This is a genomic window from Kitasatospora sp. NPDC001261, assembly GCF_042896795.1.
Lineage (GTDB): Bacteria > Actinomycetota > Actinomycetes > Streptomycetales > Streptomycetaceae > Kitasatospora.
The window spans coordinates 43,701-69,717 of sequence record NZ_JBIAXP010000037.1 but is presented as its reverse complement, the minus strand read 5'-3'; the positions used below and the strand labels follow the sequence as shown (position 1 = coordinate 69,717).

At 73.2% G+C, this 26,017-nt stretch carries 26 protein-coding genes, 1 tRNA gene and 1 riboswitch; of the genes, 12 read left to right on the top strand and 15 right to left on the bottom strand.

Features of this window, described 5'->3' with window-relative positions:
• Positions 1-103: 103 nt before the first annotated feature.
• The 7 genes from ACFY4B_RS37335 to ACFY4B_RS37305 all read right to left on the bottom strand — a co-directional run bounded on the left by ACFY4B_RS37335 (position 104) and on the right by ACFY4B_RS37305 (position 7,230).
• Positions 104-877 carry an enoyl-CoA hydratase gene (locus tag ACFY4B_RS37335; RefSeq protein ID WP_387975527.1) on the bottom strand — a complete coding sequence of 258 codons (774 nt, stop codon included), beginning with the start codon at positions 875-877 and terminating at the stop codon, positions 104-106.
• Positions 874-1,761 carry a 3-hydroxyisobutyrate dehydrogenase gene (mmsB, locus tag ACFY4B_RS37330; RefSeq protein ID WP_380776031.1) on the bottom strand — a complete coding sequence of 296 codons (888 nt, stop codon included), beginning with the start codon at positions 1,759-1,761 and terminating at the stop codon, positions 874-876. Before mmsB ends, ACFY4B_RS37335 begins: the two co-directional genes overlap by 4 nt.
• Complete coding sequence (locus ACFY4B_RS37325) at positions 1,758-2,822, bottom strand: enoyl-CoA hydratase/isomerase family protein (protein WP_387975618.1); 1,065 nt, start codon at positions 2,820-2,822, stop codon at positions 1,758-1,760. The genes mmsB and ACFY4B_RS37325 overlap by 4 nt, the downstream gene beginning before the upstream one ends.
• The gene (locus tag ACFY4B_RS37320; RefSeq protein WP_387975523.1) at positions 2,822-3,964 is read right to left on the bottom strand and encodes an acyl-CoA dehydrogenase family protein; all 1,143 of its coding nucleotides are present in this window, start codon (positions 3,962-3,964) and stop codon (positions 2,822-2,824) included. The genes ACFY4B_RS37325 and ACFY4B_RS37320 overlap by 1 nt, the downstream gene beginning before the upstream one ends.
• 8 nt (positions 3,965-3,972) lie before the next feature.
• Positions 3,973-5,472, bottom strand: a complete 1,500-nt coding sequence (locus tag ACFY4B_RS37315; RefSeq protein WP_387975520.1) for a CoA-acylating methylmalonate-semialdehyde dehydrogenase — start codon at positions 5,470-5,472, stop codon at positions 3,973-3,975.
• Positions 5,473-5,680: 208 nt separating this feature from the next.
• Positions 5,681-5,872, bottom strand: a riboswitch (cobalamin riboswitch).
• A gap of 126 nt (positions 5,873-5,998) precedes the next feature.
• Positions 5,999-7,042, bottom strand: a complete 1,044-nt coding sequence (locus ACFY4B_RS37310) for an alcohol dehydrogenase catalytic domain-containing protein (protein WP_375877507.1) — start codon at positions 7,040-7,042, stop codon at positions 5,999-6,001.
• A 117-nt stretch (positions 7,043-7,159) separates the two neighbouring features.
• A tRNA-Cys gene (locus tag ACFY4B_RS37305) sits at positions 7,160-7,230 on the bottom strand.
• A gap of 206 nt (positions 7,231-7,436) precedes the next feature.
• Between ACFY4B_RS37305 and ACFY4B_RS37300 the strand changes: the two genes are divergently transcribed.
• The gene (locus tag ACFY4B_RS37300) at positions 7,437-8,249 is read left to right on the top strand and encodes a hypothetical protein (protein WP_375877506.1); all 813 of its coding nucleotides are present in this window, start codon (positions 7,437-7,439) and stop codon (positions 8,247-8,249) included.
• A 7-nt stretch (positions 8,250-8,256) separates the two neighbouring features.
• On the opposite strand, the gene ACFY4B_RS37295 is transcribed toward ACFY4B_RS37300, so the two are convergent.
• The 3 genes from ACFY4B_RS37295 to ACFY4B_RS37285 all read right to left on the bottom strand — a co-directional run bounded on the left by ACFY4B_RS37295 (position 8,257) and on the right by ACFY4B_RS37285 (position 10,619).
• Positions 8,257-8,916, bottom strand: coding sequence for a polysaccharide deacetylase family protein (locus ACFY4B_RS37295; RefSeq protein ID WP_387975516.1), 660 nt, complete (start codon positions 8,914-8,916; stop codon positions 8,257-8,259).
• Positions 8,917-9,177: 261 nt separating this feature from the next.
• Complete coding sequence (locus tag ACFY4B_RS37290; RefSeq protein WP_387975513.1) at positions 9,178-9,468, bottom strand: hypothetical protein; 291 nt, start codon at positions 9,466-9,468, stop codon at positions 9,178-9,180.
• Positions 9,465-10,619 carry an anion permease gene (locus tag ACFY4B_RS37285; RefSeq protein ID WP_380742430.1) on the bottom strand — a complete coding sequence of 385 codons (1,155 nt, stop codon included), beginning with the start codon at positions 10,617-10,619 and terminating at the stop codon, positions 9,465-9,467. Before ACFY4B_RS37285 ends, ACFY4B_RS37290 begins: the two co-directional genes overlap by 4 nt.
• A 370-nt stretch (positions 10,620-10,989) precedes the next feature.
• Between ACFY4B_RS37285 and ACFY4B_RS37280 the strand changes: the two genes are divergently transcribed.
• The 6 genes from ACFY4B_RS37280 to ACFY4B_RS37255 all read left to right on the top strand — a co-directional run bounded on the left by ACFY4B_RS37280 (position 10,990) and on the right by ACFY4B_RS37255 (position 17,483).
• A complete protein-coding gene (locus ACFY4B_RS37280; RefSeq protein WP_387975510.1) occupies positions 10,990-12,081 on the top strand; it encodes a fatty acid desaturase family protein in 1,092 nt (363 codons plus the stop codon).
• A gap of 62 nt (positions 12,082-12,143) precedes the next feature.
• On the top strand, positions 12,144-13,307 hold the full coding sequence (locus ACFY4B_RS37275) for a glycosyltransferase family 4 protein (RefSeq protein ID WP_387975615.1): 1,164 nt from the start codon (positions 12,144-12,146) through the stop codon (positions 13,305-13,307).
• Between the two features lie 20 nt (positions 13,308-13,327).
• Entirely contained in the window at positions 13,328-14,194 is an 867-nt protein-coding gene (locus ACFY4B_RS37270; protein ID WP_387975507.1) for an alpha/beta fold hydrolase, read from the top strand.
• 274 nt (positions 14,195-14,468) lie between these two features.
• Positions 14,469-15,761, top strand: coding sequence for an extracellular solute-binding protein (locus ACFY4B_RS37265; RefSeq protein WP_049653369.1), 1,293 nt, complete (start codon positions 14,469-14,471; stop codon positions 15,759-15,761).
• Entirely contained in the window at positions 15,751-16,662 is a 912-nt protein-coding gene (locus ACFY4B_RS37260) for a carbohydrate ABC transporter permease (protein ID WP_117486432.1), read from the top strand. Before ACFY4B_RS37265 ends, ACFY4B_RS37260 begins: the two co-directional genes overlap by 11 nt.
• Complete coding sequence (locus tag ACFY4B_RS37255) at positions 16,659-17,483, top strand: carbohydrate ABC transporter permease (RefSeq protein ID WP_053112138.1); 825 nt, start codon at positions 16,659-16,661, stop codon at positions 17,481-17,483. Before ACFY4B_RS37260 ends, ACFY4B_RS37255 begins: the two co-directional genes overlap by 4 nt.
• 76 nt (positions 17,484-17,559) lie before the next feature.
• Here ACFY4B_RS37255 and ACFY4B_RS37250 read toward each other — a convergent pair whose 3' ends face one another.
• Both ACFY4B_RS37250 and ACFY4B_RS37245 read right to left on the bottom strand, forming a co-directional pair.
• Positions 17,560-18,102 (bottom strand): hypothetical protein, encoded by a 543-nt coding sequence (locus ACFY4B_RS37250; protein WP_387975502.1) that lies wholly within the window; start codon positions 18,100-18,102, stop codon positions 17,560-17,562.
• Between the two features lie 170 nt (positions 18,103-18,272).
• Entirely contained in the window at positions 18,273-19,298 is a 1,026-nt protein-coding gene (locus ACFY4B_RS37245; RefSeq protein ID WP_387975499.1) for a LuxR C-terminal-related transcriptional regulator, read from the bottom strand.
• Between the two features lie 132 nt (positions 19,299-19,430).
• Between ACFY4B_RS37245 and ACFY4B_RS37240 the strand changes: the two genes are divergently transcribed.
• Together ACFY4B_RS37240 and ACFY4B_RS37235 are read left to right on the top strand one after the other, a co-directional pair.
• Positions 19,431-19,601 (top strand): hypothetical protein, encoded by a 171-nt coding sequence (locus ACFY4B_RS37240; RefSeq protein ID WP_159028496.1) that lies wholly within the window; start codon positions 19,431-19,433, stop codon positions 19,599-19,601.
• A 57-nt stretch (positions 19,602-19,658) separates the two neighbouring features.
• Positions 19,659-19,886, top strand: coding sequence for a response regulator transcription factor (locus ACFY4B_RS37235; RefSeq protein WP_387975496.1), 228 nt, complete (start codon positions 19,659-19,661; stop codon positions 19,884-19,886).
• A 104-nt stretch (positions 19,887-19,990) separates the two neighbouring features.
• Here the strand turns inward: ACFY4B_RS37235 and ACFY4B_RS37230 are convergent, their stop codons facing one another.
• Together ACFY4B_RS37230 and ACFY4B_RS37225 are read right to left on the bottom strand one after the other, a co-directional pair.
• The gene (locus ACFY4B_RS37230) at positions 19,991-21,172 is read right to left on the bottom strand and encodes an RICIN domain-containing protein (protein ID WP_387975494.1); all 1,182 of its coding nucleotides are present in this window, start codon (positions 21,170-21,172) and stop codon (positions 19,991-19,993) included.
• 346 nt (positions 21,173-21,518) lie between these two features.
• Positions 21,519-22,130: a TetR/AcrR family transcriptional regulator gene (locus ACFY4B_RS37225; protein WP_387975491.1), complete on the bottom strand. Its 612-nt coding sequence runs from the start codon at positions 22,128-22,130 to the stop codon at positions 21,519-21,521.
• A 144-nt stretch (positions 22,131-22,274) separates the two neighbouring features.
• Between ACFY4B_RS37225 and ACFY4B_RS37220 the strand changes: the two genes are divergently transcribed.
• The 3 genes from ACFY4B_RS37220 to ACFY4B_RS37210 all read left to right on the top strand — a co-directional run bounded on the left by ACFY4B_RS37220 (position 22,275) and on the right by ACFY4B_RS37210 (position 24,139).
• The gene (locus tag ACFY4B_RS37220; RefSeq protein WP_387975488.1) at positions 22,275-23,219 is read left to right on the top strand and encodes an alpha/beta fold hydrolase; all 945 of its coding nucleotides are present in this window, start codon (positions 22,275-22,277) and stop codon (positions 23,217-23,219) included.
• A 129-nt stretch (positions 23,220-23,348) separates the two neighbouring features.
• Positions 23,349-23,654 carry a GNAT family N-acetyltransferase gene (locus ACFY4B_RS37215; RefSeq protein WP_049653355.1) on the top strand — a complete coding sequence of 102 codons (306 nt, stop codon included), beginning with the start codon at positions 23,349-23,351 and terminating at the stop codon, positions 23,652-23,654.
• 131 nt (positions 23,655-23,785) lie between these two features.
• The gene (locus ACFY4B_RS37210) at positions 23,786-24,139 is read left to right on the top strand and encodes an antibiotic biosynthesis monooxygenase (RefSeq protein ID WP_049653354.1); all 354 of its coding nucleotides are present in this window, start codon (positions 23,786-23,788) and stop codon (positions 24,137-24,139) included.
• An 89-nt stretch (positions 24,140-24,228) separates the two neighbouring features.
• On the opposite strand, the gene ACFY4B_RS37205 is transcribed toward ACFY4B_RS37210, so the two are convergent.
• On the bottom strand, positions 24,229-25,881 hold the full coding sequence (locus ACFY4B_RS37205; RefSeq protein ID WP_387975484.1) for a phospholipase D-like domain-containing protein: 1,653 nt from the start codon (positions 25,879-25,881) through the stop codon (positions 24,229-24,231).
• Positions 25,882-26,017: the final 136 nt, after the last annotated feature.

Below are 26,017 nucleotides of genomic sequence, written 5' to 3'. Positions count from 1 at the left end.
GCCGCCCACCCCGCCCGGGGCCCCCGCCGGCCCCGCGGGGCGCCCCCCCCCCCCGGGGGGGGGGCCCCCCCCGGGGGGGGGGGGGGCCCCCCCGGCCGGGCTGTCAGCGGTGGCGGAACTCCGGCGGGCGCTTCTCGGCGAAGGCCGTCATGCCCTCCTTCTGGTCCGCCGTCGCGAACGTCGCGTGGAAGAGCCGCCGCTCGAAGCGGACGCCCTCGGCGAGGGTCGTCTCGTACGAGCGGTTGACGCTCTCCTTGAGCATGATCGCGGCCGGGGCGGACATCGCCGCGATCGTCTCGGCGGTGGCCAGGGCCTCGGACAGCAGCTGGTCGGCGGGGACGATCCGGGAGACCAGTCCGGCCCGCTCGGCCTCCTCGGCGCCCATCATCCGACCGGTCAGGCACAGCTCCATGGCCTTCGCCTTGCCGACCGCCCGGGTCAGCCGCTGCGAGCCGCCGATGCCCGGGATCACGCCGAGCTTGATCTCCGGCTGCCCGAACTTCGCGGTGTCCGCCGCCAGCAGGACGTCGCACAGCATCGCCAACTCGCAGCCGCCGCCCAGCGCGTAGCCCGCGACGGCCGCGACGACGGGCTTGCGCAGGGCGCCGAAGCGGTCCCAGGCGGCGAACCAGTCGCCGAGGTAGGCGTCGACGAAGTCGAGCGACTGCATCTCCTTGATGTCGGCGCCGGCCGCGAAGGCCTTCTCCGAGCCGGTGACCACCAGGCAGCCGATCTCCGAGTCCCGGTCGAACTCCGTTGCTGCCGCGACGACTTCGTTCATCAGCCGGGTGTTCAGCGCGTTGAGCGCCTCCGGGCGGTCGAGCGTGATCAGCCCCACCCGGCCCTTGCGCTCGACCCGGATCGTCCCGTACGTCATGCGGCGCCCTCCCGGAGGGTGGTGATGATGGCGGAGAAGTCCAGCCCGGCGCCCTCGTCCTGGGCGAAGGCGGCGTACAACTCGGCGGCCCGTCGGCCCAGTTCGGCCGGGACGGCGGAGGCGGTGGCGGCGTCGGCGGCCAGCCCGAGGTCCTTGGCCATCAGGGTGGCCGCGAATCCGGCCGCGTAGTCGCGGTTGGCGGGGCTGGCCGGGACGGGGCCGGGGACGGGACAGTTGGCGGTGAGCGCCCAGCACTGGCCGGAGGCGGTGGAGGCCACGTCGAACAGGGCCTGGTGGCTGAGCCCGAGGCTCTCCCCGAGGACGAAGGCCTCGCTGACCGCGATCATGGAGACGCCGAGGATCATGTTGTTGCAGATCTTCGCCGCCTGGCCGGCGCCGGACCCTCCGCAGTGGACGACCCGCCGGCCCATCGCCGCCAGCAGCGGCTCGACGTCGGCGAAGTCGGCGGCGTCCGCGCCGACCATGAAGGTCAGGCCGGCCGCCTCGGCGCCGGCCACGCCGCCGGAGACCGGTGCGTCGACGGCCCGGTGCCCGGCGACCCGGGCGAGGTCGGCGGCCACCCGGGCGTCCCCGACCGCGATGGTGGAGCAGTCCACGAACAGCGCGCCGCTCGGCGCCGCCGCCGTCAACTCACCGTAGGCGTCGAGGACATGGCGTCCGGCCGGGAGCATGGTGACGACCGTCCCGGCCGCCGTCACCGCCTCCGCCGCCGAGGCGGCCACGGCGACGCCGTTCCCGGCGGCGCGCTCCCGGGCGTCCGGGGACAGGTCGTAGCCGGTCACCCGGTGTCCGGCCTTGACGAGGTTGGCGGCCATCGGGCCGCCCATGTTGCCGAGTCCGATGAATCCGATCGTCTGGGTCACCAGCGCTCCAGGGGTGTGGTGGCGGCGAGGCCGAGTTCACGGTCGCCGAGCGGGGCGAAGTAGCGGTCCACGGCCGCGGGTTCGACGGCGCCCAGGGTCGCCGGGCTCCACCGCGGGGTACGGTCCTTGTCGATCACCTGGGCCCGGATGCCCTCGGCGAGGTCCGGCGTGGCGAGCGCCGCGCAGGAGGTGCGGTACTCCTGGTCGAGGACGGCCTCCAGCGGGCCGAGTGCCCGGGCCCGGCGCAGGGCCGCGAGCGTCGCCTTCACGGCGGTCGGGGAGTTGGCGGCGATCCGGTCGGCGGCCTTCTTGGCCTCGGGTTCGCCGCTCTCCCGCAGCCGGTCGAGGATCTCCTCCACGCTGCCGGCCGCGTAGCAGTGGTCGATCCATCCGCGCTGGCCGTCCAGCACGCCGGCCGGCGCGGGCCCGACGTTCCGTTCCAGGGCGTCGTGGACGGGCAGTTCGGCCAGGTCGTCCAGCAGTGCGGGCAGCCGCTCGGCGGGCACGAAGTGGTCGGCGAGCCCGCACAGCAGCGCGTCCCCGGCGCCGACGGATCCCGCGGTCAGGGCGAGGTGGGTGCCCGACTCCCCCGGCGCGAGGGCGAGCAGGTAGGTGCCGCCGACGTCGGGGACGAAGCCGATGCCGGCCTCCGGCAGGGCGACCCGGGTGGTCTCCGTGACGATCCGGACGCTGCCGTGGGCGGAGACGCCGACCCCGCCGCCCATCACGATGCCGTTCATCACGGCGACGTAGGGCTTCGGGTAGCGGGCGATCCGGGCGTTGAGGCGGTACTCGTCGCGCCAGAACTCCTCGACGGCACCCGGGTCGCCGCCGGTGGCGGCGCGGTGGATGGCGACGATGTCGCCGCCAGCGCAGAAGGCCCGCTCACCGGCGCCGGTGATCACGACGGTCTCCACGTCGCCGTCCCGCTCCCACACGTCCAGTGCGGCGGAGATCCTCCGCACCATGCCGTGGGTGAGGGCGTTCAGGGCCGCCGGGCGGTTGAGGACGATCAGACCCGCCCGGCCCTCGCGCTGGACGAGGACCTCATCCGTACCCATCACGCGGCCCCGGTCAGGCCGCGGGCGACGATGACGCGCATGATCTCGTTGGTCCCTTCCAGGATCTGGTGCACCCGCAGGTCGCGGACGATCTTCTCGATGCCGTACTCGGCCAGGTAGCCGTAGCCGCCGTGGAGTTGGAGCGCCTGGTTGGCCACCTCGAAGCCGGTGTCGGTGGCGTGGCGCTTGGCCATCGCGCACAGCTCCGGCGCCCGGGGGTCGCCCCGGTCCAGCGCGGCGGCGGCCCGCCAGAGCAGCGATCTGGCGGCCTCCAGCTCCGTGGCCATGTCGGCGAGCCGGAACCGCAGCGCCTGGGCGTGCAGCAGCGCGGCCCCGAACGCCTCCCGGTCGGCCAGGTGGCGGGTGGCCCGCTCCAGGGCGTCCTGCGCGCCGCCGACGGAGCAGGCGGCGATGCCGAGCCGGCCGCCGTTCAGCCCGTTCATGGCGATCCGGAAGCCCTCGCCCTCCCCGCCGAGCAGGCGGTCGGCGGGGAGCCGGACGCCGTCCAGCAGCACCTGCCGGGTCGGCTGGGCGTTCCAGCCCATCTTCTTCTCGTTCGCTCCGAAGGAGACGCCGGGGTCGTCCCGCTCCACCAGGAACGCGGAGACGCCCCGGGCCCCCGGGCCGCCGGTTCGGGCCATCACCACGTACACCTGCGAGGTGCCGGCGCCCGAGACGAACTGCTTGACGCCGTCCAGGACCCAGTGGTCCCCGTGCCGGCGGGCCCGGGTGGCCAGCGCGGCGGCGTCCGAGCCCGCGCCCGGCTCGGTGAGGCAGTAGCTGCCGAGCAGTTCCGTCGAGCAGAGCCCGGGCAGCAGCCGGGCGCGCTGGGCGGGACTGCCGTAGCGGTCGATCATCCAGGCGACCATGTTGTGGATCGACAGGTAGCCGGCGATGGACGGGCAGCCGGTCGCCAGTGCCTCGAAGACGAGCACGCCGTCCTGGCGGCCGAGCTCCGAGCCGCCCGCCTCCTCCCGCACGTAGACGCCGCCGAGGCCCAGGTCGGCGGCCTTGCGCAGGACGTCGACCGGGAAGTGCTTGGCCTGGTCCCACGCGACGGCGTACGGGGCGAGGTGCTCGCGGGCGAAGTCCCGGGTGGTCGCGACGATGGCGAGCTGGTCGTCGGTCAGATGGGTGTGCACGGCGCGCCTCAGCCCATCGTCGGGATGGTGAAGCTCGCGCCCTCCTTGGCCCCGGAGGGCCAGCGCGAGGTGACGGTGCGGGTGCGGGTGTAGAAGCGGATCGAGTCCGGCCCGTGCTGGTTGAGGTCGCCGAACGCGGAGCGCTTCCAGCCGCCGAAGGTGTGGTAGGCGATCGGCACCGGGATCGGCACGTTGACCCCGACCATGCCGGTGTTCACCCGCCGGGCGAAGTCCCGGGCGGTGTCGCCGTCCCGGGTGTAGATGGCCACCCCGTTGCCGAACTCGTGCTCGCTGGGCAGCCGCAGCGCCTCCTCGTAGTCGGCGGCACGCACCACGGTGAGCACCGGCCCGAAGATCTCCTCCCGGTAGATCCGCATGCCGGGCGTGACCCGGTCGAACAGCGAGGCGCCGAGGAAGTAGCCGTCCTCGTGCCCGGCCAGCCGGAAGTCCCTTCCGTCGACGACGAGTTCGGCGCCCTCCTCGACCCCGAGGTCCAGGTAGCCGCGCACCCGCGCCAGCGCGTCGGCGCCGACCAGCGGTCCGAAGTCCGCCGCCGGGTCGTCCGAGCGCCCGACCTTGAGCGCGCCGATCCGCTCGACCAGCTTCGCCACCAGGGCGTCCGCCGTCGCCTCCCCCACCGGGACGGCCACCGAGATGGCCATGCAGCGCTCCCCGGCCGAGCCGTACCCGGCGCCGATCAGCGCGTCCGCCGCCTGGTCGAGGTCGGCGTCCGGCATCACGATCAGGTGGTTCTTGGCCCCGCCGAAGCACTGCGCCCGCTTCCCGTGCGCGGCGGCGGTGGCGTACACGTACTGGGCGATCGGCGTGGAGCCGACGAAGCCGAGCGCCTGGACGCGCGGGTCCTCCAGCAGGGTGTCCACGGCCTCCTTGTCACCGTTGACGACATTGAGCACGCCCGGCGGCAGCCCGGCCTCCAGGAACAGCTCGGCCAGCCGCAGCGGCACCGAGGGGTCGCGCTCCGAGGGCTTGAGCACGAAGGCGTTCCCGCAGGCCAGCGCGGGCGCGGCCTTCCAGAGCGGGATCATCGCCGGGAAGTTGAACGGCGTGATGCCCGCGACCACGCCGAGCGGCTGGCGCATCGAGTACACGTCGATGCCCGTCCCGGCGTTGTCGCTGAACTCGCCCTTCAGCAGGTGCGGGATGCCGGCGGCGAACTCCACGACCTCCAGGCCTCGTTGGATGTCGCCGTGGGCGTCGGCCACGGTCTTGCCGTGCTCGGCGGAGAGCAGCCGGGCCAGCTCGTCCTTCTCCTGCTCGACGAGCTGGAGGAAGCGCAGCAGGACACGGGCCCGCCGCTGCGGGTTCCAGGCGGCCCACGCGGGCTGGGCCTGCTCGGCGTCGGCGATCACCGCCTCGACCTCGGCGCGGCTCGCCAGGGGCACCCTGGCCTGCACCCGGCCGGTGTTGGGGTCGTACACGTCGCCGAAGCGGCCGGAGGTGCCGGCGGTGGGCTTGCCGGCGATGAAGTGGGTCAGTTCTCGGACCATCGGTTCCTTCTCTCGACAGGGGTGGGAGAGGAGGAATGGAGGCCGCCGCCGGTCGGCGGGCGCACGGTGGCGCGCCCCTCGGCACGGGCGTACGGCGATGTGACGGTACGTCAGGACGCGGGCGCCCCGGCGGTCGTCGGCACGGGACAGCCAGGCGCGGTGGAACGGAAGCAGCCCGGAGCCATGTGTGTCGTCTCCATCCTCGTGGAAAACACGAACCACCCGCGGCCGGTATCCTGACTCCCGGATCACCGCACGCCCTCAGGCCTTCCCGGCTGGCTGCCAGTGGCCGTCATCTGCGAGGACGGACTCCCCGGTCACAGTGGCGGGACCGTGCCGGACTCACACCGGCTTCCCTGACACCGCGGACCTGCCGTCGACCATATAGTTGGACGTCCTAGTAAGTCCAGGGGTACGCGCCCGCGCCGCGCCGCCGGAGGGCCGCTCACCCCCGTCCACCTGCCCGGACACGCCGGGAGCCGGCCCCGAGGGACCGGCTCCGAGGGCCGGCTCCGATGACCGCCGCTCAGCGGCCGGTGGTGACGACCATGCGGAAGCGGGCCCGGTTGGCCGCCATCTTCTCCACCGCCGCCGCGGTCCGCTCCAGCGGCACCTCCTCGACCCAGGCCCGCACCCCCGTCTGCGCCGCGAAGCGCAGCGTGTCCTGGGTGTCGACCGCGATGCCCGAGGAGTGCGCGTAGACCTTCCGGTCGCCCTGGATCAACTGCAGGGCGCTCAGCTCCAGCGGCTCCGCCGGGAGTCCGACCATGACGAGCTCGCCCCGGCGGGTGATCCCGTCGATCGTCGCCACCACGGCGGGCGCGTTGGTGACGGTGGACAGGACCACCTTCGCACCTCCCAACTGCCGCAGGGCCTCGGCGACATCGCCCGCGGTGCTGTCGATGTAGTGGGCGGCGCCGAGCCGGAGCGCGAGCGGCCCCTTCTCCTGGCCGCGGGCGATGGCGACGGTACGGAAGCCCATCTTCTCGGCGAACTGGACGCCCAGGTGGCCGAGTCCGCCGATCCCCAGGATGGCGACGGTGTCCCCGGGCCGTGCGGCGGAGCGGCGCAGGGCGTTGAAGACCGTCACCCCCGCGCAGGCCAGCGGCGCCGCCTCGACCGCGGTGAGCTCGTCCGGGACCGCCGCCAGGGCCACGGCCGGGACGACGACGGAGTCGGCGAACCCGCCCGGATAGGCGACGCCGGGGATCTCGACCCGTGCGCAGTGCAGGCCGTCGCCCGCCCGGCACGCGTCGCAGTGCCCGCAGCTGCCGCCGTACCAGCCGACCGCGACCCGGTCGCCGACCCGCCAGCCCTCCACGCCCTCGCCGAGGGCGTCGACGCGGCCGGCGATCTCGTGCCCCGGGGTGATCGGGAAGGTGCTGCCGGGCAGCAGGCCGCCGGCGATGAGCAGGTCGGAGTGGCAGACCCCGCACGCCTCCACGGTGATCCGCACGGCTCCCGGACCGGGTTCCCGCGAGGGGACCTCGACCAGCTCGGGGGCCGCACCCGGCCCCGCGACCTGGACGGCGCGCAGCGCGGCGGCCGAGCCGCTGGGGGAGGTGGTCATGAGCGATCCCTTCGCCGGGTGATGTGCCCCGGAGCCCCAGGTGACCGCACCGCTCGTCCTGTTCCGGGCGCGCCTTTCGAGACGGATCGAAATGTCTCGAAAGAACTCGGAAGAAAAAGGTGGAGATAGGAATCGAACCCATCTGAACGGCCCTGCAAGCCGCCGCCTAGCCACTCGGCCACTCCACCCCGACAACGATGGAAACATTACACGCACATGAACACGGACCCTGACCAGAATTCCCCGGGAACGGCGATGTTTCACCCCATGGGGCTCTTAGTGCGTCTAGTGTTATTTCTTTCGACATGGCGCCGGTAGGGTCCGACGAGCCAGCGCGTAAAAGACCGGGTGCGCTAGCCTGTGCCGATATCTCCGACCCGATGGGATTTCACTGATGGCCGTTGAGGAATCACGGTTCACCCATACCGCGGAGCCGCTCTGCGGAACCGCCGCGAACCGGTGCCAGTACAAGAACCTGCCCCTGCGCGACCTTCCCCCACTCGGCGTCGTGCGCCGCGCCAGGATCGCCCGCGAGGGCCTGCGCGAGCGCCGCGCCGACGTTCCGGCGCCCGGCCGGCCCTCCCGGTTCGCCGAGGGGGACTGGGTCCGGGTGAAGGACGAGGCCGCGGTGCGCGCCACCCTCGACGACAAGGACCGCCACCGCGGCCTGTGGTTCACCGGCAGCCAGTGGTCGTTCTGCGGCGGCGTCTACCAGGTCGAGCGCATCGTGCGCCGCATGATCGACGACCACTACCGGGTGCGTCGCCTGTCCGGCACCGTCGCCCTGGCCGGCGCCACCTGCCACGGCGCCGACGGCGCCCAGGGCTGCGGGCTGGACTGCGCCCTGCTGTTCCGCGACGAATGGCTGGAGCCCGCGCCCGCGCCGGTCCCGGCCCCCCGTCCCGTCGCCCTGTGGGCGACCGTGCGCGGCCTCGCGGAGATCCGCGCGACCCTCGACCCCGACGGGCGCCTGCACGGCGTCCCCTTCCAGCCGGGGATGGAACACCACACCGGCACCCGTCACAGCGCCCTCGAACTGCGCCACCGGTCCCTCGCCTGGTGGCAACACCCCACCGGGGGGCGCTGGTTCATCCTCGACGGCCTGCGCTGCGGTGGCGAGCCGCTCGCCACCGGCTGCGACCGGCGGTGCGCCCTGCTCTGGCACGAGTCCTGGCTGCACCTGGAGCCGGCCGCCACCGCCCCCTGAGCGACCGTCAGCGCAGCCAGCGGTCGCGCACCAGCTTCGCGGTCAGGTGCAGCGGCCCGTCCCGGTCGCCGACGTAACATCGGGGAAGCGCGAACTCCCCGCCGTGGACACCGGGGCTGACCGCGCACCCGTACCCGTACCCGGTGTGCGCCACCGCCTCCACGGCGGCGCCGTCGAGCGAACCGTACGGGTAGCAGAACCCCTCGACCGACCGGCCCGTGAGATCCTCCAGCACGTGGCGGCTGTCGGCGACCTGGGCCGCCAGTTCCCGCGCCCCCAGGCCCGCCAGCCGCCGGTGCGTCAGCCCGTGCGAGCCGATCTCCACCCCCTCGGCGGCGGCCTCGCGGACCTGGGCCGCCGTCATCAGCGGCTTGCGCGGGCCCTGCTCGTCCCAGTCGTTGTACCCGCCGAGCCGGCCGGCCACCACGTAGACCGTCGCCGTGAAGTCGTACTCCGCCAGTGCGGGCAGGGCCTCCTCCACGAAGTCGCGGTATCCGTCGTCGAAGCTGAGCCCCACCTTTCCCGCGGCGGTTCCGTTCCGGTGGGAACGCATCAGCTCGCCCACCGACACCCCGCGCAGTCCGCGCGCGGACAGCCAGCGCAGCTGGCGGCGGAATCGCGCGGGGTCGACGGTGATCAGATAGGGATCCTCGGTCGCCGACGTCACCGAGTGGTACATCAACGTCCACGGGAGACGCGCCGCATCCAGGGCGAGCGCGCTTTCCGAACTATTGCGTGGTCGAACGAGTCGCATGTTCCGCTCCTGCCGTCCAGTGGCCCCGTCCGTTCAGGTGGCCCTCGGAGAAATTGCATTCTGGCAGCGTCGGGCCCGGCTTCCATTCGCGCCAGGCGACTCCGTACCATTTCACCCGGTTGCCGGAGCGGAATTCGGCGGGGCCCGCCCGGGCCGGGCCGGGGCGGCGGACCGTCAGCGGTGGTTGACGATGACGTAGATGCCCCAGCCGATCGCCGCGAGCACCAGCGCGAAGAGGAGTCCGGCCAGGGTGGAGCCGACCGGGCCTGCGGTGGGCCGGACGGCCGCCGCCTCGTCGGCCGGGCCGGACGGGGCGGACGGGTCCGACGGACTGGACGGGCCGGACGGGCCGGCCGGGTTGAGCAGGCGCAGGCCGAGGGCGAACAGCGCGGGCAGGCCGGCGCCAGTGACCAGGCCCACCACGACGATCTTCCACACCGCGTCCAGGTTGACCCAGGAGTTCACGACCTCACCTCGTCCTTGACGGGCTCCGGGGCCACCGAACCGGTCCAGGCGGCGTTGACGTTCTCCGGCGTCACGGCCGGGTAGCGGGAGGCGGCGAAGAAGGCGACCGACGCCAGCACCAGCACGGTGAAGATCACCGCCACCCCGGTCGTCCCGCCGATCCCGTTCGCGGTCCAGTAGGCCACCGCGCCGACCCCCGCCGCGGCCGGCAGGGTGAGCAGCCAGGCCGCCACCATCCGGCGGGCGAGCTGCCAGCGCACCACGGCACCGCTCCGCCCGATCCCCGAGCCCAGGATCGACCCGGTGGCCACGTGGGTGGTGGAGAGCGAGTAGCCGAAGTCGGTGGAGCAGAGGATCACCGCGGCCGAGGCCGACTCGGCGGCCATCCCCTGCGGCGGCTCGATCTCCACCAGCCCCTTGCCCAGCGCGCGGATCACCCGCCAGCCGCCGATGTAGGTGCCCAGGGCGATCGCGAGCGCGCAGGAGACGATCACCCAGTCGGGCGCCTTCGCCCCGGCCTGAAGGGTGCCGTTGGCGATCAGGGCCAGGGTGATGGCGCCCATGGTCTTCTGCGCGTCGTTGGTGCCGTGGGCGAGCGACACCATGGAGGCCGAGCCGATCTGGCCGAGCCGGAACCCGCGTCCGCGCGGGCCCTCGGGCACGTCCCGGGTGAGGCGGTAGACCAGGAGGGTGCCGACCACCGCCACCCCGCCGGCGATGAACGGCGACAGCGCCGCGGGCACGATCACCTTGGAGACCAGCCCCTGCCACTTGACGGCCGAGGTCCCGGCCGCCGCCACCGTCGCCCCGACCACCCCGCCGATCAGCGCGTGCGAGGAGCTGGAGGGGATCCCGAGGAACCAGGTGGCCAGGTTCCACAGGATGCTGCCGGTCAGGCCGGCGCACACCACCGTCAGGGTCACCTCCCCGCTGGCGACCAGGCCGTTGGCGATGGTCGCCGCCACGGCGGTCGACAGGAACGCGCCGACCAGGTTCAGCACCGCCGAGACGGCGACCGCGACCCGCGGCGGGAGGGCGCCGGTCACGATCGAGGTCGCCATCGCGTTGCCGGTGTCGTGGAAGCCGTTGGTGAAGTCGAAGCCCAGCGCCGTGACGACCATCAGCGCCAGGACCGCGTCGTTGCCGGTCACGGACCCGAACCTAGCCCGCGTACCGGGACACGCCCGGTTCGGCGACGACCCGGCGCGCCGCGCGGCGACGGGCCGCCATCCGGTCGGATCAACATACGGTCGCGCCCCTTCGCCTGTCGGACGGACCGCCCCAGGAGCCCGATCGCGTCGACGGCCTCCCCATATCCCACTCCCCCGGCGGCGGACCGTACGGATTCCCGACCTCCGAACGGCGGGCCGTCAGCCCGTGGCCGCCACCCGCCCGATCGGGTCGCATTCACCGGCAGCGCGGGACACCGACGGGTCGGGTACGGAAGGCTCAGGGCCTTCGAGCCCCAGGCACGCAGCACGGACACGGCCGGCCGGGGCGGCCCGAGACCGGATTGGTGGCATGACCGTTCAGGACATCCCGGACCCCCCGAGCACCGGGACCGCCCGGCGCGGCGAGTTCGCCGAACTGTACCGGCGCGTGGCGCAGGCCGGTCTGCTGCGTCGGCGCCCGCTGTACTACGCGTGCCGGAGCGCGGCACTGCTGGCCGCGCTGGCGGGGCTGCTGGCCGGGTTCACGGCGCTCGGCGCGAGCTGGTGGCAGCTCGGCCTGGCGCCGCTGTTCGCCCTCGTACTGGGCCAGTTGGCGCTGCTCGGCCACGACGTCGCGCACCGCGCGGTGTTCGCCGACCGCCGGACGACCGACCTGGTGGGCATCGTGCTGGGGAACCTGGTGGTCGGCATGAGCTACGGCTGGTGGGTCGACGACCACAACCGGCACCACGCCCACCCGAACCGCGAGGGCCGGGACCCGGCCGCCGACTCCCTCCTCTTCGCCCGGACCGCCCAACAGGCCGATCGGACACGGGGGTTGCGGCGGTTCGTGGCACGGCACCAGGCGGCACTGTTCTTCCCGCTGCTGTCCCTCCAGGCACTCGGCCTGCTCGTCGCCACCGGCCTGACCCTCACCCGCGGCACCGTCAGGCACCCGGCACTGGAACGCACCCTCGCCGTACTGCACTACGCCGTCGCGGCGGCCCTGACCGTCCTCGTGCTCTCCCCGCTCCAGGCGCTCGCCTTCACCGCGCTGTTCGGGGCACTGTTCGGCGTCTACCTGGGCTGCATCTTCGCCCCCAACCACAAGGGCATGCCGATGACCGGCCCCGGCGCCGAGCGCACCGACTACCTCCGGCGGCAGGTGCTGCCCTCCCGCAACCTGCGGGCCGGCCGGTTCGTCCACTTCCTCTTCGGCGGCCTCGGCCTCCAGATCGAGCACCACCTCTTCCCGGCCATGCCGGTGGCGGCGCTGCGCCCGGCCTCGCGCATCGTGCGCGCCTACTGCGCGGAGATCGGCGTGCCGTACGCCGAGGCGGGTCTGACCGCCTGTTTCCGGGAGATCCTGCGGGACCTGCGCGCGGTCGGCCGGTCCGTCCCGGCCCGCCCGGAGGCTGCGGCCGCGACGAAGCGCACGGCACCCGCGGAGGCCGCCCGGTGAGCGGGGTCCTGCCCGGGCCGGCGGCGCCCGCCGCAGCCGGTCCGGCCCCCGGCGGCGAGCGGCTGCGGGTGGTGATCGTCGCCGAGTCCTTCGCCCCGCAGGTCAACGGCGTGGCCCACAGCGTGCTCCGGACCGCCGAGCACCTCCTGGCCCGGGGGCACGTCCCGCTGGTGGTGGCCCCGGCGGCCCAGCGCCGCACCAGCGGGAACGCCAGTGCGAGCGAGCCGTACGAGTCGGCGTACGGCTACCGGGTGGTCCGCGTCCCGTCCGTCCCGCTGCCCGGCTACCCGGAGGTGCGGGTCGCCCTCCCCGGGCGCCGGGTGGCCGACGCCGTCGAGCAGCACCGCCCCCATGTGGTGCACCTGGCGGGCCCGTTCGCCCTCGGGGCGGCCGGAGCGGCGGCGGCCGGGCGCGCGGGCGTCCCCGTCGTCGCCGTCTACCAGACCGACCTCGCCGCCTACGCCCGGACCTACCTGCCCTTCGCCGGAGCCGCCGGGGCCCGGCTGGCCTGGCACCGGCTGCGGCTCATCCACACGGCGGCCGCGCGGACCCTGGCGCCGTCCCGGGCCTCGCTCGACGCCCTGACGGCCCACGGGGTCCCCCGGGTCCACCTGTGGCCGCGCGGCGTCGACTGCGTGCGCTTCCACCCCGGCCACCGGGACGAGGCCCTGCGCCGGCGCCTCGGCCGGCCCGGCGAGGTGCTGGTCGGCTACGTCGGGCGGCTGGCGCCGGAGAAGCAGGTCGAGCGGCTGGCCGAGCTGTCCCGGCTCCCGGGCGTACGGCTGGTGGTGGTCGGCGACGGCCCCAGCCGCGCCCGACTGGCCGCCGCGCTGCCGGACGCGCTCTTCCTGGGCCGCCGTACCGGGCATGAACTCGCCCGGCTCTACGCCTCGTTCGACGTCTTCGCGCACACCGGACCGTTCGAGACCTTCGGCCAGACCCTCCAGGAGGCGATGGCCAGCGGCCTGCCCGTGATCGCCCCCGCCGTCGGCGGGCCGCTCGACCTGGTCCAGCCCGGACGCACCGGCTTCCTCGTCCCGCCCGGCGCGGGCACCGGCTTCCGGGAGGCGGTGGAACGGCTCGCCCGGGACCCGGAACTCCGCCGGGCGTTCGGCCGGGCGGGCCGGGCCGCGGTCGTGGAACGCAGCTGGGAGGCGGTCGGCGACCGGCTCGTCGACCACTACCGGCTCGCGCTGGCGGAGTCCTCCGCCGCGGGGCGCGGGTGAGACCGAGGAACGGACCCGTCATGCACCAGCCGCTCGCCACCGCGTACGTACCCGGCGCCCACCCGGACGCCGACACCGCCGTGTTCCTGCACGGGCTCGGTGGCTGGACCCACAACTGGGCCGCCCTGATCGAGCGCCTCCGGTCGTCGGTGCACTGCCTGGCCCTCGACCTCCCGGGCTTCGGCCGCTCCGCTCCCCCGCCCGACGGCCTCGTCACCGTCGGGCGCCAGGCCGCGGCCGTCGCCCGCCACCTCGTCCGCGCCGGGCACCGCCGCGTCCACCTGGTCGGCAACTCGCTCGGCGGCCTGACCGCCCTCCACCTCGCCGCCCACCGCCCGGAGCTGGTCGCCACCCTGACCCTCGTCTCCCCGGTCCTGCCCGCCCTCCCACCGCCGCAGGCCCTGCGGATCTCCCTGCTGGGCCTGCCGGGCGCCGCCCGCCTGTACGCCCGACTGCTGTCCACCCGCGGCCCCGACCGCCAGCTCGACGACCTCTACCGCCTGATCTACGCCGACCCGTCCCGCGTCAACGCCGAACAGCGGGCGACCGAAGTGCGCGAGCGCCTGCGCCGTGCCGAACTCCCGTACAACCAGCAGATGTTGGTGGAGGGCGTGCGCGCCGTCGCCCGGGCCCACCTCCGACTGCCGGGCGAGCCCTCGCCCTGGCACCAGGCCCGCCGGGTCACCGCCCCCACCCTGCTCGTCTTCGGCCGCGAGGACCGCCTCGTCCCCTTCCGTACGGCGGCCCGGTCCTACACGGCCTTCCGGGACGCCCGGCTCCTCACCCTGCCCGGCGTCGGCCACGTCGCCATGCAGGAACACCCCGACGCCGTGGCCGCGGCCTTCCGCGCCCTGCTCCCGGAGGCCCGCCGCACGCCCGGCGGGTAAGCCTCGCCATTGGTCTACTCCAATCTGTCCTGAATACGTCGTCACAGCAGGCGCCGGCCTGCCGTTCACTGTTCCCCCCGGGCGGCCGGGCTCGCTGCCGCACGACCCGTCGACCTGGGAGGTGCGAATGCGAAGGGCCGTGCCCCATCCGAAAGTTGGGGTCTCCGCCGGGCCCGGAGTCGGACGTCTTCCGGCCGAATGTCCGCTCCCCCGCGACGCAAGCTGATCTGAGGGGTAGTCAAAAGGTCACTCCCACAGTGAACTTGGAGACCCCATGGCCATTCGCGCGTCCTGCCGCCCCCTGGTCCTCACCCTGCTCCTGTCCCTGGCCGCGGCCGGATGCGGCGGCTCCGGCTCGGGCAGCGGTTCCGGGGCCGGCGGCAAGCTGACGGTGTGGCTGGCCGTGGACGCCCAGGAGAACTGGCCACAACTGGTCCAGTCCACCAACGACCGCTTCGCCAAGGCCCACCCCGGGGTCCGGGTCGACGTCCAGTACCAGCAGTGGACGACGAAGAACCAGAAGCTGGACGCCGTCCTCGCCGGGAAGAACGTGCCCGACGTGGTGGAGATGGGCAACAGCGAGACCACCAACTACATCGTCAACGGCGCCTTCGCCACCCTCGACCCGGCCCGCTTCGACCAGTCGGACGCCTGGCTGCCGGCGCTCGCCGACGCCTGCCGCGACAACGGCAAGGCCTACTGCGTGCCCTACTACGTCGGGGCCCGGGTCGGTGTCTACCGCACCGACTACTTCACCCAGGCCGGTGTTCCGGGCGCCCCGAAGACGTACCCCGAACTCCTCTCCGCGTTCGACCGGCTGAAGAGCACCTTCGGCACCCAGGACCCGAACTTCTCCGCCCTCTACATGCCCGGCCGCTACTGGTACGCGGCCATGGCCTTCCTGAAGGACGCGGGCGGCGAGATCGCGGTGAAGGACGGCAACCGCTGGAAGGCCTCGCTGTCCTCGCCCAACTCCGTCGCCGGGCTCACCGAGTGGAAGCGGCTGATCGACGCCTACTACGTCGGCGACCGCGCCAAGGACAACGGCGACCAGCCGGCCGTCGTCGGCCAGGGCCGCGTGGGCGTCTTCTACGGCAACACCTGGGAGGCCGGCGCCGCCGCCGACGAACGCTCCGGCGGGGACCCGAAGCTGAAGGACAAGTTCGCCACCTTCCCCTTCCCCGGCCCGTCCGGCAAACTCCTGCCGCCCTTCCTCGGCGGCTCCACCCTGGCCGTGCCCGCCAAGTCGACGCGCAAGGACCTGGCCGCCGACTGGATCAGGCTGTTCACCGACCGGGAGTCCCAGAAGACGCTGATCGCCGCGAACACCCTGCCCAACAACACCACCCAGCTGACCGAGGTCGCCGCCGGCGGCATCAACGGCCCCGCCGCCCAGGCCGCGGCGACCGGGGGCTGGATGACCCCGTTCGCGCCCGGCTGGACGTCGGTGGAGAAGTCCAACGTCCTGCCCGAGATGCTGGAGCGGATCGCCAACGGCAAGGCGTCGGTGCAGGACGCCGCGCGGGAGGCGGACCGGCGGATCGACGAAGTGATCAATGAGCGCTGACCGGGTCCGGCGGCGGCGTCCGCTGCTGCCGTACCTGCTGATCGGCCCGACCGTCCTCGCCCTCGTCCTGGTGCTCGGCTACCCGCTCGTGGACATGGTCCTCCTCTCCTTCCAGGACATGACCCGCGAGCAGCTGTTCGGCGGCACCTCGCCGCCGTGGGCCGGACTGGACCAGTTCCGCAGGATCCTCGGGGACGGGTTCTTCTGGACGGTGGTCGCCCGCACGGTGCTCTTCACCGCGGTGTGCGTCGCCCTCACCGTGCTCTGCGGGCTGTTCACCGCCCGGCTGATGCACCGGGTCTCCCCGTGGGTGCGCGCCGTCATCGCCGGGGTGCTGGTCACCGTGTGGGCCATGCCCGTCATGGTCGCCTCGTCGGTCTTCCGCTGGCTCTTCGACGCCGACTACGGCGTGGTGAACTGGCTGCTCTCGAACCTGCCCGGGGTCGACCTGGCCCGCCACAACTGGTTCACCAACCCCTGGCAGGGGTTCACCGTCATCGTCGCCGTCGTGGTGTGGGGCTCGCTGCCGTTCGCCGCGATCACCCTGCGGGCCGCGCTGGCCCAGGTCCCGCCCGAACTGGAGGAGTCCGCGGTCCTCGACGGGGCCCGGCCCCTCCAGGTCTTCCGGCACGTCACCCTGCCGGTGATCAGACCGGTCCTCGTCATGGTGACCACGCTGTCGGCCATCTGGGACTTCGGCGTCTTCAACCAGATCTGGCTCATGCGCGGCGGCCAGCCCGAGCGGGAGTACTACCTGCTGGGCGTCTACTCCTTCATCGAGTCCTTCGCCGTGAACCGGTACAGCACCGGGGCCGCGATCGCGCTCGTGACCGTCGTCCTGCTGCTCGCCGGATCGGTCGTCCACCTGCGTCAGATGCTCAGGACGGGAGAGATCGAATGAGGCGACGGCGGTCGCTGGGCCACGACCTGCTCGGACTGCTCGTCGCCGCGGTGATCGGCTTCCCCGTCTACTGGATGGTGCTCACCGCGTTCCGGCCGGCCACCGAGATCCTGAGCCTGCCACCGAAGTTCTGGCCGGGCCGCCCCACGCTCGACAACTTCGCCCGGGCGCTGGGCACCGAGACCTTCTGGGCCAACGTCCGCTCCAGCGTCGTCATCGGCATCGGCACCGTCCTGGTGTCGCTGGTCGTCGGCGCGCTCGCCGCCTTCGCCCTCGCCCGCTTCCGCTTCGCGGGCCGCAAGGCCTTCGTCGTGGTGATCCTCATCGTCCAGATGGTCCCGCTGACGGCGCTGATCATCCCGGTCTACCTGCTGCTGAACGACGTCGGGATGACGGACAGCCTCACCGGCGTGGTCCTCACCTACCTGGTGTTCACGCTGCCGTTCACGGTCTGGATGCTGCGCGGCTTCATCGCCGGGGTCCCCGTGGAACTCGAGGAGGCGGCCATGGTCGACGGCTGCGGCCGCCTCGGCGCGTTCCGCCGGGTGGTGCTCCCGCTGCTCGCACCCGGCATCGTCGCCACCTCCGTCTTCGCCCTCGTCCAGGCGTGGAACGAGTACGTCCTCGTCTACATCCTGCTGTCGACTCCGGAGAAGCAGACCGTCAGCATCTGGCTGGTCTCCTTCCAGACCAGCTTCGGGACCGACTACGGCGGTCTCATGGCCGGTGCCACCCTGACCGCCCTGCCCGTCGTGGTCTTCTTCCTCCTCGTCCAGCGCAGGATCGCCTCCGGCCTCGCCGTCGGCGCGGTCAAGGGCTGAGCCCCGCCGCGCCGGAAGCCGGCCGCCGGGCGGCGCCGACCTCCTACCCGGGGCGGCCTGTCCCGGGACGGGCCCGCTACCCGGTTCGCGGTGCCGGGATCTGGAGTACCGCGTGCCGGGAGCCCGGCCCGGGCAGCAGCGTGCAGGTCGAGCGGCACGGGACGAAGAGCGCCTGGCCGCCCCGGAGCCGGACCGCCAGCGGCACCCGGTGCGCGTCGGTCGGGGCGGTCGGGGCCGTGGAGCCGGTCGGACCGGCGTTCGTACCGGTCAGGGCGGTCGGAGCGGTCGAGGCGGTCGAGGCGTCGACCAGGACCTCGGTGACGGAGGACAGCTGGAGTACCAGGAGTTCCGACTCGGCCTGTCGCGTCTGGACCGCGTGCGGGTCCGCGGGGTCCTGCGGGAGGGCCCGGACGGTGACGCCCAGCAGTGCGCTCAGCCCGGCGGCGAGGGCTGCCGTGTCCTCCGCCGTGGACGGGTCGCCGGTGACGGGGGGCTCGTAGTCCGTCCAGAGGACGGCCGGCCCTCCACCGGTCCGGGCCGAGAGGAACGCGGCCAGTTCCAGGAGGTAGCCGCCCTCGTCGGCCGGTTCGTTCTCCTGATCGTCCGGCCCCCACTGCACCGTCGTCCTCCGTTCCGGAGCCTCGCGTCGGGAGGCTTCCTTTCGCCGGGCTCCATCATGGGTTCCCGCGGTGGCGCCGGGACAGTCACGCGAACCCGGTCCCGGACTCGCGTGACCCTGCCACCCGCGTGCCCTGGCCGCCCCGGCCGCCCCGGCCGCCCCGGGTGCCGCTACTCGCCCAGCAGCCCGGTACGGGCGGCGGCCACACCGGCCTGGAACCGGCTCTCGGCATCCAACTGGCCCATGATGTCGGCGATGTGACGCCGCGCGGTGCGCAGCGACATCCCGAGGCGGCGGGCGATCGTCTCGTCCTTGAGCCCGGCGGCGAGCAGCCGCAGGATGGTCCGGTCGATCTCCTGGGAGACCTGCTCCAGGCCGTCCGCGGTGGCGGCGGAGAACGGCCTGGCACACGACCAGGACTGCTCGAAGATCTCGCACAGGTAGGCGACCAGCGACTCCTGGCGGATCGCCACCGCGCCCCAGGAGCCGTCGCTCGCGGGGATGAAGGCGAGTTCGCGGTCGAAGACGATGATGCGGCCGAACAGCTCGTGGACGGTGCGGTACTCGCCGCCGAGCGGTGAGGCCGCTTCCACGTACGCCTGGCTGGGGCCGTTGAAGCGTGCGGTGTGGTGGTAGAGCGTGCGCATCCGCACCCCGCGGGCGAGCAGCGCGCGGTCACGGCCGAGCGCTTCCTCCATGGCTTCCGGCACCCGGCTTCCGCCACCGGGCTGGCTGGCCAGCACCTCGCTCCGGCAGCTGTCCGAGGCCCGGTCGAGCGCCGCCCGTACCTCCTGGAGGCTGCTGATGACCTCGACCCCCTCACCGGCGCCGGCCACCCGTCCGCCCCGCTGGTAGTGGGGGAAGAAGCCGACGAGCTGGGCCTGTCCCCTGGCCAGCTCCTCCTGCTCGCGGCGGATCCGGGCCTCGACGGGGGCGGCGAGCCGGGCCATCGCGGCCTCCGGTGCGACGGCGTAGCCCGCCGTCGGGTCCTGCGGATCCGGGTACACCAGGCGCAGGGCGCTCAGCCGGCGTACCGAGGCAGCGGCCTGGTCCGGGTCCAGCCCCAAGTCGGCGGCGATGGCGGCGGGTTCGAGCCGGTGGTGTTCCAGTACCCAGGAGTAGACCGCCACGTCGACCTGATCGGGCTCCGTTCCGCCCGCCCGATCGTCCGGTTCGCCGGAAACGTCCATGTACATCCCCCAGTCACTTTGCTGCCACCCAGCTTGGTGAGGTGGTCGACCCGTAGGCGCGTGATCATCTCGGCGACATGCTAGATCACAGGCCGGGACCCGCTCGGCGATCAGTTGAGGTCCCTCCAGGAGGACTCCATGAAGCGTTTCATCACCGCCGCCGTACTGCTCACGGCACTTCTCGGGATCAGCGCCCCCGCCGCGCTCGCCGTTCCGCAGGACCACGCGACGGCGGCCCGCAACGTTCACGCGGACGACACCTCGTGGGGCGGCGCGTGCACGACCCCCGGCTGCCAGCCCATCTACTGAGCGGTCGCCATGACCACCGCTCCCGTTCGACGTCCCCTCAGCCAGGAGAGTGCCCCGATGTCCCGACCCGCCACCGCCGCCCCCGCCCTGAGCCGCCGGGAGGTGGAGGTGCTGGAGCTGCTGGCCCGGGGAGCCACCTACGACACCATCGCGCGCCGCCTCCAGCTCAGCCCGCACACCGTCGACACCTACCTCCGACGGATCCGCAGCAAGACCGGCGCCACCACCCGCGTGCAGCTGGCCCTGTTCGCCTTCACCCACGGCCACGGCCTCCCCGCCTCGTGACGCGGCCCCGGGGCGCAGGTGCGACGTCGGGCCGGACACGGGCCCGCCCCCGCCGGCGGGTCCCGGCAGGGGCGGAGTCAGGTGCGGAATGGAGCGCGGGACGGTCAGGGCTTGATCGTCCAGCGCTGGTTCCAGTCGTTGGTGCAGGTCCAGACGCCGAGCGCCTTGTTGTCCTCGTCGTAGGTGAGGCAGTCGTCGGTGCTGACGCGGATCTGGTACTCGCCGTCGCCGAACGCGAAGACCTCCCACTTCTGGGCGGCGGAGCCGGTCCAGGGGCGCGCCTCGGCCAGGTAGCTCTTGGTGTTCTCGGTGAGGGCGAGGCCGGTGACGGCGTTGGTGATCTTGTAGAGCCCACTGGCGTCCTGACTGAAGACCCAGCCGGTGGACTTGCCGGCGGTGCTGGTGGCGGCGGTGACCGGGGTGCCGCTCGCGGAGCCGTTGGCAGCGGGGGCCCGGCCGTTCTTGACGCTCGGGTGCAGCGTGCCGGTCAGCTGGGCGGCGCCCGAGTCGGCGACACCGAACCCCATCCGGATGTGGCCGCCGGGGATGTTGGTCCCGGTGTCGCCGGTCTCGTGCGCGGGGATGCCAGGGGTCCCCGGGCTGCTGATGGGGATCGCGGGGACGGTGATGATCTGGCCGCCGATCGGCACCTGGGGCGTCGAGGGGGTTCCGGGCGGCGGGGTGGAGCCGCTGGAGGAACCCGGCACCACCCGGGCCGGGAAGTGGATGAGCCGGCCCCCGCGGCCGCTGGTGTCCGAGTCATGGCCGATGAAGGCCCAGTTCATGAAGCCGCCGTCACCGTAGTTGACGAAGGTCGATTCGCCCGCGAAGACCCAGACCTTGAAGTCGTCGTAGCCCTGCGGCCCGCCCTCCTTGTCGTGGTGCTCCAGCTTGACGTCGTCCTCGAACATCACCCCCCGCATGTTCGCCGAGTAGTCGTTCTTGAACCACTTGGTGTCGAAGGCGTCCGTCCCGTCGTACTTGAAGACGAGGACGTTGTAGCCGGGCGCGGCACTGCTCAGCTTCGAGACCAGGGCCTGGGTGAACTGGGCGTTCTCCATCTTCGCCTGGTTGGCCGCACCGAGGACGAACTTGACGGTGTCGGCGACGGCGCCGATCAGGGCGCTGGTGCAGTTGCCGCCCCCGACGCCGTCCTTGCCGGCGCAGTCGGCCGCGGCGGCCGGGGTCGGGGCCGCGACCAGCGCCGTACCGGCCCCGGCGAGGAGGCTGGCGGCCAGGGCGGTGGCGGTGGCGGACTTCTTCAGGCGGGCGCTAACGGCGCTCATGATGGGCTGCTTTCGGGCGGGTTCGGAGGAAGCGTCAGGCGGACCGGCACAACGCGGCACGGGTGCGGGCGGCCAGGGGGGCCTCACCGCCACCACCTGTCCGGTCCGCCTTCCTGCCGGCGTTCCGTTCGGTGAGGTAGATCCTGCCGAGCCGCGATGGTCACGGAAAGTCACGAAGACCCGGTGCCGGAACGGCGGTACCTGGGTCACGTGACACGCGCCGCGGCCGGGACTCCGCACCGCCGGGCCGCCCTCCGCCGGCCCCTCTTCTCCCGCCCTACCGCACCGAGTTGAGCCGGCCCTTCCACCCCGGGTGCCAGGCGACCAGGGCGGGCCCGGATACCCGTCAGCTCGCGGCGTCGCCCTCGGCGGCCACCCGGGCGAGGGAGTCCGCCACCGTCGCGCAGGCCAGCCGGGCCACGGAGCGCAGCTCGGCGTCCGGGGTGCCGGCCCGGCTCAGGACGGCCAGTGACTGGTTGACGGCGACGACGAAGGCGGCGAGCTCGTCGAGCGTCCGGGCGTCGGCCGGGGAGTCCGCCAGCGCGGCGCGGACCCGTCGGTGCTGCAGGTCGAGGAGGCCGCGCACCCGAGCGCCGCTCTCCTCCGTCAGCGTCGGCGACTGCGCGGCGGACTGGGCGACGAGGCACCCGGCGGGCACCGACGGGTCGGCGATGCGGTCCAGGACGACGTCGAAGAACGCCTCGACGGCGCGCACCGGGTCACCGGGGTGAGCGGCGAACGCCTGCTCGTACCGCGCGCCGTAGAGCGCCGCGTAGCGGTCGAGGCACCGGTGGAACAGGGCGTCCTTGCTGCCGAAGGTGCCGTAGAGGGAGCCCCGGCCGAGACCGGTGGCGGAGCCGAGGGCGTCCAGCGAGGCGTCCGCGTACCCGCGCTGCCAGAACACCTCCATGGCCCGGTCGAGGGCCGCTCCGACGTCGAACTGCTTTCGGCCGGACACCGCACAAACCTCCCGTTTCACCCGTCTGCCATGAGCCTACTCGCATCTTGGACCGATCGGTCAAACAATCTTTGACCGATCAGTCCAAGATGGCTACCGTGACGGCCAGTGGCCAGATCAGCCGGCACCGCGAAAGGAAAGATCATGAGCCAGTCACCCACGCCCGAAGGCCCCGGCTCCGTCGCCGGGGCGCCGAACCTCCCGGCCGGATTCGCGCGGACCTTCACCAGCCGGTACGTCGACACCGGGCACCTGCGCCTGCACGCCGTCACCGGCGGCGAGGGCCCGCCGCTGCTGCTGCTCGCCGGCTGGCCGCAGACCTGGTACGCCTGGCGCCTCCTGATGCCCGTGCTGGCACGGGACTTCCAGGTCGTCGCCGTCGATCCGCGCGGCGTCGGGCTGTCCGACAAGCCCCTGGACGGGTACGACACCGGCACGCTCGCCCGCGACCTGGTGGCGCTCATGGGCGCGCTCGGGCACCACCGGTTCGCCATGGTCGGACACGACGTCGGCATGTGGACCGGCTACGCCCTGGCCGCGGACCACCCCGACCGGCTCGAACGCCTGGCTGTCGCCGAGGCCGCGATCCCCGGACTCTCCCCCACGCCGCCGCTCTTCGGCAGCCAGGAGGCCAACGACCGGCTCTGGCACTTCGCCTTCAACCGCCTCGCCGGCGTCAACGAGCAGCTGGTCGCCGGGCGGGAGCACCTCTACTTCGGCCACCAGTTCGCCACGAAGTCCGCGAAGCCCCTGCCCGACCACGCCGTCCGGCACTACGTCGACATCCTCGCCGCCGATCCGCAGGCGCTGCGCTGCAGCTTCGAGTTCTACCGGGCACTGGACACCACCATCGCCCAGAACCGGCAGCGCGCGGCCCGACGGCTCTCCCTCCCCGTCCTGGCGATCGGCGGAGCGGCGAACCTCGGCGCCTCGGTCGGCGCGACGATGCGGCTGGCCGCCGACGACGTGGAGACCCTGGTCCTCCCCGACTGCGGCCACTACCCCGCAGAGGAGTCCCCGGAGGCGATGCTCTCCGCCCTGACCGCGTTCCTGGCGCCGTACCGCACCGGGCGGACCGTCTCGGACTGAGACCGCCCACACCCACCCGCCCCGCGCGTCGCGGCAGACAAATGTTGAGAATTCAACTATGCTGCTGACAGCGGCGCCGGCCACCAGCGGTCGTCCGCCGAGGCGACCCGCCGCACCCGAGGAGGAACCGTGGAGCAGACCGTCACCGACAACACCGAGAAGTCCCGCTTCGAGATCCACGACGGCGGCGAACTCGCCGGCTTCGCCGAGTACCACCGCTCCGGCGACGAGATCGCCTTCATCCACACCGAGATCGACCCCCGCTTCGAGGGCCGAGGCCTCGCCGGCCGACTGGCCCGCGCCGCCCTGGACACGGCCCGCGACCAGCACCTCGCCGTCCTCCCCTACTGCCCCTTCATCCGCGGCTGGATCACCAAGCACCCCGAGTACGCCGACCTGGTCCCCGCCACCCACCGGGCCCGCTTCGGCCTCTGAGCAGCCGCGTACCGCGCCGTCCAGGCCACCGCGGGAGGGCCCGGACGGCTTCGGTCAAGATCCCGAACCCTTGGTCCACCGTTCGGTAAAGACACTGGATCACCGGACGCGTGCCGCCCTACGGTGGCGGCATGAGTGATCACTCCGAAGCACCCGTCGCACCCGTCCAGGCCTTTGAACCCCCGTACTACGTCGCCGTCTTCACCACGCTCCGGACGCAGGACCAGAGCGACTACAGCGAGACCAACGCCCGCATGGAAGAGCTGGTGAACGACATCCCCGGGTACCTGGGGATGGACCACGCGCAGACGCCCGGCGGACTGGGCATCACCGTCGGGTACTTCCGCGACGCCGACGCCCTCACTCAGTGGCGGACCAACGCCGAGCACCGCGCCGCGCAGAAGCGCGGGCGGGCCGACTGGTACGAGAGCTACACACTGCACGTGGCGAAGGTGGAGCGCAGCCACGGGTTCGTGCGGGCGTAGCTCCCGGGTGAGAGCAGAGCGGGGCGGGCGCCGCAGTGAGCAGCGCCCGCCCCGGCCGGCCATCAGGCGTCGAGCCTCAGGCCTCGACCTCAGGCGCGGCAGGTCCCGGTGGACCAGTCGACGGTCGCGGCGGCCTGCGAGTACTTCCACTCGGGGCCGAGCAGGTCGCGGTCGAGCTGCGCGGCCGCGTTGCGGTTCTCGACGATGTAGCCGAAGTCCTGCAGCCAGGCCGGGTACAGGTTCTTCGAGCCGATGTAGAAGGCCGAGTCGTCGACCGCGACCAGCTTGTGGTGCAGCGCGTACGGGTGCCCGTCGGCCCAGGCGGCGGTGGGGGCCGCACGGAAGGAGGCGAGCTGGAGGTTGCCGCAGAGGGCCGCGTCGGCCTTGCCCCGGTCGCCGGTGAGCGCGGTGAGCCGGGCCTTCAGGACGTCGCTGATCTCGGCGAGGGACTTCATCTGCGAGTAGCCCCCGCTGCCCACGGTGCCCCGGTTGGCCGGGTCGCTGACCACGATCCGCACCTTGACCCCGGCGGCCAGCTTGGCGGCCAGCGTGTCGTAGAGCCGGGAGTCGTAGTGCGAGATCGGCGGGCAGGTGCCGTTCAGGTCCTGCTGGGAGATCTCGATGTGCCGCTGGGCGCTGCCGACCAGGGCGCGCAGGGCGTTCTCCTCGGGGTTGACGGTCTCGTAGTCGCGGTCGGCGTTGGTGTTGTCGTGCAGGGTCAGCGGGCCGCACTTGGCGTCCGCCGCCCCGGGGACGGGGCCGGGCCGGTACCCGGAGGAGGGGTCCGCGTCCTTGATGCCGACGCCGAGGCCGCCGACGGCTATCACCGGGACGTTCCCGGCGGCGGGGGCGGTCGGGTTGAGCTCGCGTTCGATCGACGGGCGGCAGGCGCCGCCGTCCGAGGAGGCGAACCACGCGTTGTCGAGGAGGCCGGTCCGGCCGCAGGTCCACTCCCAGAGGGTGTCCAGGTAGCGGCCGGCGGAGGTCGCGGCGGGGCCGGCGAGCGCGAGGTCGACGTCCGAGACGGGGTGTGAGGTGTCGAGGTAGTCCTTGCTCCAGCCGTTGATGCCGCCGGTGAGGACGGTGCGTCCGTCGACCACCAGGAGCTTGGAGTGGTTCCAGGAGAAGGCGGTGCGCGAGGAGGTCATCGAGGCGATGTTGAGGCTGACCGACGAGGCGGCCGGTCCGAGCTTCGCGACCAGGTCGTCCCGGTACCGCGACGGCAGCACGTTGGCGTTGTACAGCGGCGCCGCGCCGACCAGGATGCGCACCACCGGGCGGTGCCCGGCGGCGACCGAGGCCTTGAGCCCGGCGACCAGGGCGTCCTCGAACCCGCCGTCGGGGAACGGCGCGAGGCTGGAGACGTCGACGGTCCGGGTGGCGGCGGAGACGTCGGCGGTCATCTTCGCGAGCAGCGCGCGGGTGCCGGGCCGGTCGGCGCAGGTGGCGTCGCCCCAGCAACCGGGCGTCTGGAACAGCCAGTTCGCGGGGCCGCCGGCCTGGTCGGCGCCGGCCAGGGCGTTGCCGTCGGTGCGCTGCCAGACGGTGCCCTCCAGTCCGGGCGACACCTGGCGCAGCACCTGCTCGACGGCGTCGATGTGGGTGGTGTCCGCGCCCTGTGCGGGGGCGGGGGCGGCATGGGACGGCGCGGCCGACAGGACGGTGATCAGGGTGCTGGCCGCGACGGCGGCGAGGGCGCCGCGCAGGGCGCGGCGGGGTCGGCGGGAGCCGGGTCGGTACACGTGAGGATCCTTCAGAACGTGGCAGGCGTCGTGCTGTTCGCCTACGAGACACCCAGAGACTACCTGCTGGTAACACCCCGTCAAACTTGCGCATGACAAAAGCGCGCGGGGCTCGACCGGCCCCGGCGAACCCCGG